Annotated in this window: 7 protein-coding genes and 1 pseudogene; 7 read left to right on the forward strand and 1 reads right to left on the reverse strand. The window is 59.7% G+C overall.

The window, feature by feature from the left end; all coding sequences use genetic code 11:
* Positions 1-833: 833 nt before the first annotated feature.
* Positions 834-1,229: pseudogene (locus CWO89_RS49805) on the forward strand (isocitrate lyase/phosphoenolpyruvate mutase family protein); the annotation flags it as partial.
* Positions 1,230-1,813: 584 nt separating this feature from the next.
* On the opposite strand, the gene CWO89_RS48490 reads toward CWO89_RS49805, so the two are convergent.
* Complete coding sequence (locus CWO89_RS48490) at positions 1,814-2,068, reverse strand: hypothetical protein (RefSeq protein ID WP_245475157.1); 255 nt, start codon at positions 2,066-2,068, stop codon at positions 1,814-1,816.
* Between the two features lie 265 nt (positions 2,069-2,333).
* Between CWO89_RS48490 and CWO89_RS49810 the strand changes: the two genes are divergently transcribed.
* The 6 genes from CWO89_RS49810 (at position 2,334) to CWO89_RS38850 (ending at position 6,716) form a co-directional block, all read left to right on the forward strand.
* Positions 2,334-3,017: a class I SAM-dependent methyltransferase gene (locus CWO89_RS49810; protein ID WP_130231231.1), complete on the forward strand. Its 684-nt coding sequence runs from the start codon at positions 2,334-2,336 to the stop codon at positions 3,015-3,017.
* 127 nt (positions 3,018-3,144) lie between these two features.
* Positions 3,145-3,492, forward strand: a complete 348-nt coding sequence (locus tag CWO89_RS38830) for a transposase (RefSeq protein ID WP_229167410.1) — start codon at positions 3,145-3,147, stop codon at positions 3,490-3,492.
* Positions 3,489-3,833: an IS66 family insertion sequence element accessory protein TnpB gene (tnpB, locus tag CWO89_RS38835; protein WP_027583889.1), complete on the forward strand. Its 345-nt coding sequence runs from the start codon at positions 3,489-3,491 to the stop codon at positions 3,831-3,833. Before CWO89_RS38830 ends, tnpB begins: the two co-directional genes overlap by 4 nt.
* 74 nt (positions 3,834-3,907) lie before the next feature.
* Complete coding sequence (tnpC, locus tag CWO89_RS38840; protein WP_130231227.1) at positions 3,908-5,500, forward strand: IS66 family transposase; 1,593 nt, start codon at positions 3,908-3,910, stop codon at positions 5,498-5,500.
* Between the two features lie 408 nt (positions 5,501-5,908).
* Complete coding sequence (locus CWO89_RS38845) at positions 5,909-6,439, forward strand: MBL fold metallo-hydrolase (protein ID WP_130583612.1); 531 nt, start codon at positions 5,909-5,911, stop codon at positions 6,437-6,439.
* Positions 6,440-6,476: 37 nt separating this feature from the next.
* Entirely contained in the window at positions 6,477-6,716 is a 240-nt protein-coding gene (locus tag CWO89_RS38850; RefSeq protein ID WP_130231223.1) for a ComEC/Rec2 family competence protein, read from the forward strand.
* The last annotated feature ends 62 nt before the right edge of the window (positions 6,717-6,778 follow it).

Below are 6,778 nucleotides of genomic sequence, written 5' to 3' on the forward strand. Positions count from 1 at the left end.
GCTAAATGACCGACGTTGACGTTCCATTCAACACCTCCGGGCGGTCGAACTGGATGTCCACCGGGCGACGGCTGCCGACCAAGTCAGGCAGATCGGACCGGATCCGGTGCGCAGGCTTCCCGGCCCCGCGCCAGCCCCTAGACTATTTACCGCTCCACCGTGCTGGGGTGAGACGGATCTCGTCTCTTCCGGAGTCGCACGCCGTCGTGGGAGCCGCGATACCGTCTGCCTGTTCCGGCTCGACCTTCTGCAGACCAGCGTATCGCTTCGCAACTGGCGGCAATTGCCAACCAACGTCTATAATAAGAACGGCCGGTATGCGTCCGAGACTATTCGCTTGAACATCGGTCCCTTCGCTGCGATCGAGGCTAGAATCCTGAAGCGCCCGCACTCGGGCACGGAATGCAATCCGCAATTGACCAGGCATGCGCACATCACGCTTTGGCGGAACGCCGGTTTCCTCGGCCGCGCAGCCTTTCGCGAAAGGTTCTATCCCGCGCGGGATACACTCGTCCGAAACGCCGACCTCGGCGCTGGCCGCAGAAGACTGTTTGACGATTGGCTCGCAGGGCGCTGCAGCAAGAGCGCCCTCGAATCGCACACCCGGACGATCTCGCTCTTCGCTCGCTATCTGGCGGCGGTCACGACGGATCGAGATGAAGTTACCGCATCACTCGCTACCGCTAAGGTCCCGGTATGAATGTCGTCGCGTCACTTCGGCGCGCTCTGGGCATCTGGGCTTGCGAGCTCGACGGCGATAGGTCTGCAGGACTGGAATTGTCCGGGCTGCCAATTAAGCATCGTTGTCCCAGCTCGAGTGATCGGTCCAAGTCATGGCCGATGAGGCGTTGATTCCGCTCCTCGTCCGATGGAGAATACTGGTTTCGGTGACGATCAACAACGATCGGCGCTTCGCTTCTCAGATCGAGCTGGTCGCCGCGGGCGTGTATGTCGAGGACAAGAGATTACCAAAGATGAACTCGTTCCGAAGCCATGCACATTTGCTGGCGAATCCGATGGAAGTCTTTGGACGCGTTCGTGCAATTGAGCAGCCTGTCCGCGACCTGGACTTCGTCGTCGTGGCGCGTATGGAGCCCACGGTCTGTCGGTTGAAGCTCGAAGCCGCGCTTGAGCGCTGCAACTGCCATCGCGTGGCCGGTGCCGATCAGAGTCTCGTTCACTCGAAGAGACGTGATGCCGAGGAGATCAAGGCATTCGCGCAGGCATGGGGGGCAGCCTTGCCCCGCTATCATCGGCCGACCACCTCCGCCTCGACCCCGATATCTTTCGGTGATAGCCGCCTGCCAGACCACCGAGAGCCGCTAGCCAGCCTTCTTCGGGCAGTTGGTCGACCGACCGCCGAGAAGGGGATTTTGGACAGGACCGCCTGTCGTCATGCTGTGACGGCCCCTATGGCTGAGCGCCGGCGGCACCCAACACGCCGGGAGCGCAGCGATTTTCCTAGCCGTCGTGATCTTCCCACGTCCCGCACCGTCGAGTGTTCGGCGTCCGTCGCGCCGCTGCTGTCCGCCACCGTCAACACCGACCGCCCAACGACATCCATCGCCCAATCGACGAAGCGGGCCAAGTGCTCCAGCCTACCGGGCCGATCGTCGGGAGACTTCTCGCCGCAAGCTCGAGTTGCTGGCTACCATTCATTTATGCGATCAGCCCTGCGGCTCTTCTCCGGCTCAGTTTGGCGCGGGGCGGATGGCCGCGTGAGACTTCCTGAGCTGCCTCCGCCAGATCCTCGCCATCGGAGTTCTGCTCGCCCTCGTGACGCTCGATTTCATGGCTATCACGTTGTGTGGTGCTACCCGCTTTTGTCGATCGTGCCTTCGGGCAGGCCCATGGACGCGGCCTGCTTCGAACGATGCCTCGGGCCGGTGCTATCGCTGGATGGGTCACGACAACCCAGCTCCAGATCCGCGAACCCTGCTTCCAGATGTTCCTGTGCGCCCTTGCGGCCTGTGCAGCTGTCACCGCGTGTTTCGTATCGTCCGGTCACTTTGGTGCCGGCGGCCGCGGCTCGCCTCGCGGCCGGCACGGCCAATACGGTCAGCGTCATTGGCGACGGTACATCATCCGGACCCGTCCCCCCTGACGAGAGCAGTGAACGCGTCAATCCGTCGGCAGGACCGGTGTTCAGCCTTGCGAAGCAGATTGACGACCTCTGCGCGGGGTCGACAGCCGACCTTCTCGGTCCGTGCCGGCTGTTCTCAATGGAAGCGGCTTGATTGGCCAACGTGCTGGTCGCGGTGCACCGAAGGTGAGGCGTTGGATGATGCGTGCGCCACGCCGGAATCCATCCGTAGAGCAACTGGAGACGATTGATGAATGTTGACCATCACGACTTCCTGTTTGACGCTAGCCATGCTCTGCCGAGCGACTACCGTGCGTATCGGCGTTCGGTTCATACACGCCTGCTTCAAATACTTCGACAGAATCCCGGATGCCGCTTTCTCGAGATCGGCGTAGGACCAACATTCAGGCAGGAGCGGTTCAGGACCATCGACGATCTCGGGATTCACTATGTGGGCCTGGACTTCGAACATGTTTGCGCCGAACGCCGGGCCGACTTGGCGGCGGCCGGCATCGCGGATCGAGACATCAGGTTTCTGGGAAATCGCGTAGGAACATACCTGTTCAACCTGATCAGGTTGGCCAGAAATCGGGAGACTTTCGATATCATCTATCTCGACGGCAACCATTCAATCTATGTAGATTTGGCGGCTGCCATCGCAGCAGTACGGCTCTTGAAGCCCGGCTCCCTATTCCTTTTCGATGATGTGAGGTTCGCCTTCGGAAGCAGACATCTGATCCAAGCGACCGCTCAATATGCGGATGGCGGGCAGACCAAGGAGTTGACTGAGGACGAGGCAAACGAACCTCACGTCACGATTATCATCCGGGACTATCTGATCCCTTTGTTCAACTTTGAGGTGGAGCGGTCGTGGTCGGATCCTGATTGGATCGCACTCCGAGCCCCGAGGTCCGCTCCCTGGATACGGATATGACGGTTCTCGCGCTATCGCAGAGACCCCGTCTGGCGCAGGGGGTGAGCAATCGGCTATCGGCTGCTGAGTTTGTGAGCCGATGTGAGCTACTATGTCTGCGCCTAGTTCTGGAACTAGAACCTTCCATATGATCGAAGCGGTCGCCGACCGTCTTGAGGGAGCGCCGCGGCAGCTTCGCCGACGCTGGTCGGACGAGTTCAAGGCCCAAGTCGTGACAGAGGCGCTGGAGCCTGGCGCGAGCGTCTCGGCGATCGCTCGCCGGATTGGCATTCACCCGTCGCAGCTGTTTGCCTGGCGCCGTGATGCTCGGGCGGAACGACATTATCGCGAGCGGCACTCGAGTTGCGGGGGTGAGGTGGCGTCTGTGTCAGGCGCTGTGATCGAAATTGCCATTGGCGAGGTGATCGTGCGCGCCGGCGTGGACGTCGACGAGGCGCAGCTGCAGCGGGTGATCCGGGCGGTCCGTTCGGCATGATCCCCTCCGGCGTGAAGGTGTTCCTGGCCAGCCATCCAGTCGACTTCCGCAAGGGTATCGATGGCCTTGTTGCGCTGGTGCGCGATGCGGGCTCAGATCCGTTCGACGGTGCGCTTTACGTGTTCCGGGCGAAAAGGGCCGACCGAATCAAGATCGTATGGTGGGATGGCTCCGGCGTGTGCCTCTATTTAAAACGGCTTGAGAAGGCGAGGTTCTGCTGGCCGCGGATCGGACATCATCGGGTGCAGCTGAATGCTGCGCAGTTGATGGCCCTGGTCGATGGGATGGACTGGAAGCGGGTCCGGACCGCGGCGGTCAAGCCGCCGGAGATTGTTGGGTAAAAGCACTGCGGCGAAGTGAATCAGTGAGCTGAAAGGGCAAGAGAACCGGGGCAAAATGTGCTCTGGTCGGGTCAATGACGCCGCCCGATCTCAGCCTCCCGAATGACGTAGAGACGCTGAAGGCCATGGTTCTTGCCCTGGCCGAGAAAGCGGCCCGCGCCGATGCTCTGGCGAGCGAAGTCGCCGATCTCAAGGCCCGCAACGCCGATGCCGATGCGCGCATCGAGCGGCTGACGCAGATCCTGAAGGCCTTCGACCGCGCCCGGTTCGGCCGACGATCGGAAAAGCTCGGTTCGGCGAACGGCGACGATGAACAGCAGGCCTTCGTCTTCGAGGAGATCGAGACCGGCATCGCCGCGATCAAGGCCCAGGTCAGCAAGGGCCGTGCGCAGGCGGATGGCAAGCGTGCACCGCGTCGGCGCAAGGGCTTTGCGCCGCATCTGGAACGGATCGAAACCGTCATTGAGCCGCAAGAGCTGGCTGAGCATGCCGGCAAGCAGAAGGTGCTGATCGGCGAGGACGTGTCGGAGCGCCTGGATGTAGTGCCGGCGAAGTTCCGTGTGATCGTCACGCGCCGTCCCAAGTATACCTTCAAGAACGCGGACGGCGTCATCCAGGCGCCGGCCCCGGCCCACATCATCGAAGGAGGCATTCCGACGGAAGCGCTTCTGGCCCAGATCGCCGTCGCCAAATATGCCGATGGCCTGCCGCTCTACCGGCAGGAGGCTATCTACGCCCGCGATCATGTCGAGCTGGACCGCCAGTTGATGGCGCAATGGATGGGTAAGCTCGGCTTCGAGCTCGAGATCATGGCCGACTACATCTTCAGCGAGGTCAAGAAGGCCGAACGGGTCTTTGCCGACGAAACCACTTTGCCGACGCTCGCTCCGGGCTCCGGATCGACAAAGACGGCCTACTTATGGGCCTATGCCCGAGATGACCGAACTTTTGGCCGCAACGGTCCGCCGATGGTGGCTTATCGCTTCGAAGACAGCCGCGCCGGCGAATGCGCGGTCCGGCACCTCAATGGTTATCGCGGCATCCTGCAGGTTGATGGATACGCCGCCTATAACAAGCTCGCGCGATCCGATCGCGGCAATGATGGCATCACATTGGCTGGCTGCTGGTCACACTGCAGACGCAAGTTCTACGAGCTGCATGTTGCGGGGAGCTCAGAAGTGGCAACGGCGACGGTCGAGCGGATGGCGAAGCTCTGGCAGGTCGAGAAAACGGTGCGCGGTCAAAGCCCCGACACTCGCGTTGCCGCGCGCCAGCAAGCTTCCGCAGCGATCGTCGCAGATCTCTTCGATCTCTGGCAGCAGACCTTGCGGCGGATCTCCGGCAAATCAAAACTGGCCGAGGCGATCCGCTATGCCGTCTCGCGGCGTGCCATCTTCGAACGCTTCCTGACCGATGGTCGCATCGAGCTCGACTCCAACATCGTCGAACGCGCCATCAGGCCACAAACAATTACGAGAAAGAATAGCCTCTTCGCTGGCAGCGACGGCGGCGGACGAACCTGGGCGACCATCGCAACGCTGCTGCAGACGGCGAAAATGAACACCGTCGATCCGTTCGCCTGGCTCGCCGTAACACTTCAGCGTATCGCCAACGGCTGGCCGAGCAGCCAAATCGACGCGCTTATGCCATGGAACCACGCCGCCTGACGGCCTTAGCTTGCCGCTTACATACTGGAAGCGGCGTCCATCTGTTTCGGATCCTGCGTAATGGCGCCAAAAACGCTGAAATTCTGCGCAATTTGGCGTCTGCTTTGCAAGTTTGTAGGAAAACAAACTGCTATCCCGATTAGAAAACGTCGTCCGAAAAAGGAGATTGTTACCGAAGGTTGGTGTTCCCAAGAAATCAAGACCCATGAACATCGTGTGGCCTTACGCCTAGAGCCCCGTGAGCGGCGGCCGGAAACAGCGTGGCAATCGAGACCAATGCCGGCGTCGGCAGTGGCGACACTCACTCAAGCCCGACTCGGGAGCGAGAACATTGGCCGATTTTTTTGAAATCGATTTTTTGGACGTTGAAGCGAAAAGCAGCGGCGCGCTATTTGCGTCCGCTATGAGTTGAACGGTCAGACCCTCATTCATGTCGTTGACGGCGGCTATCAGTTAACCGGAGAGAAGGTCGTCAACTTCATAAACAAGTACTATGGCAATCCGAAACGAATCGCGCATGTTGTCGCAACACACAACGACGGTGATCATGCCGGAGGTTTGCAACGAGTCTTGGAAGATTTTGAGGTCGGCGCGCTTTGGATGTTGCGGCCGTGGATCTATGCAGAAGAACTTCTGCCCCGGTTCAAGCGCTTCACAACTGTCGATGGATTGGGGAAAGCCCTAAAGGAAGCTTACTCAAATCTCGCGGCACTTGAAGAAATTGCTGTTCGCAGGAAGATTCAAATCTACGAGCCCTTTCAGGGAGCTACCATTGGCGCTTTTCGGGTAATGGCCCCGACACGCTCGCGCTTTCTAGACCTGGTTGTTTCCTCAGAGAAGACGCCCGAGGAAAAAGGCCTGCTCGAAACCGCGCGCGATGCAGTTGTACGTTTAATGAAAGAGGCCGCTGTGCTTGTTAAGGCGGCTTGGGGGCGATGAATATTTTCCGGGAGGTGAAACAAGCAACGAAAACGAGATGAGCGTTGTCCAATATGCCAACCTAAATGAATGCAAAATTTTGCTGACCGGAGATACCGGACGCAGCGGTCTTCAGGAAGTCATTGATTGCGCGCCTTTGGCAGGATTGATGTTGCCCGGCATCGATCGGTTTCAAGTTCCACACCATGGCGGTCGCCATAATGTTACGACCGAACTGCTCGATGCAATCTTAGGTCAAAGGAAAGCAGCGCAGGAGGGTGTCAGAAAGAATGTGTAAGCAGGTTTCTGTGAGTTTACCTTACCGAGGAGACTCACATGACGACCGACACGACGATTACT

Origin of the sequence: Bradyrhizobium sp. Leo170, from assembly GCF_004296405.1 — a bacterium.
Classification (GTDB): Bacteria; Pseudomonadota; Alphaproteobacteria; order Rhizobiales; family Xanthobacteraceae; genus Bradyrhizobium.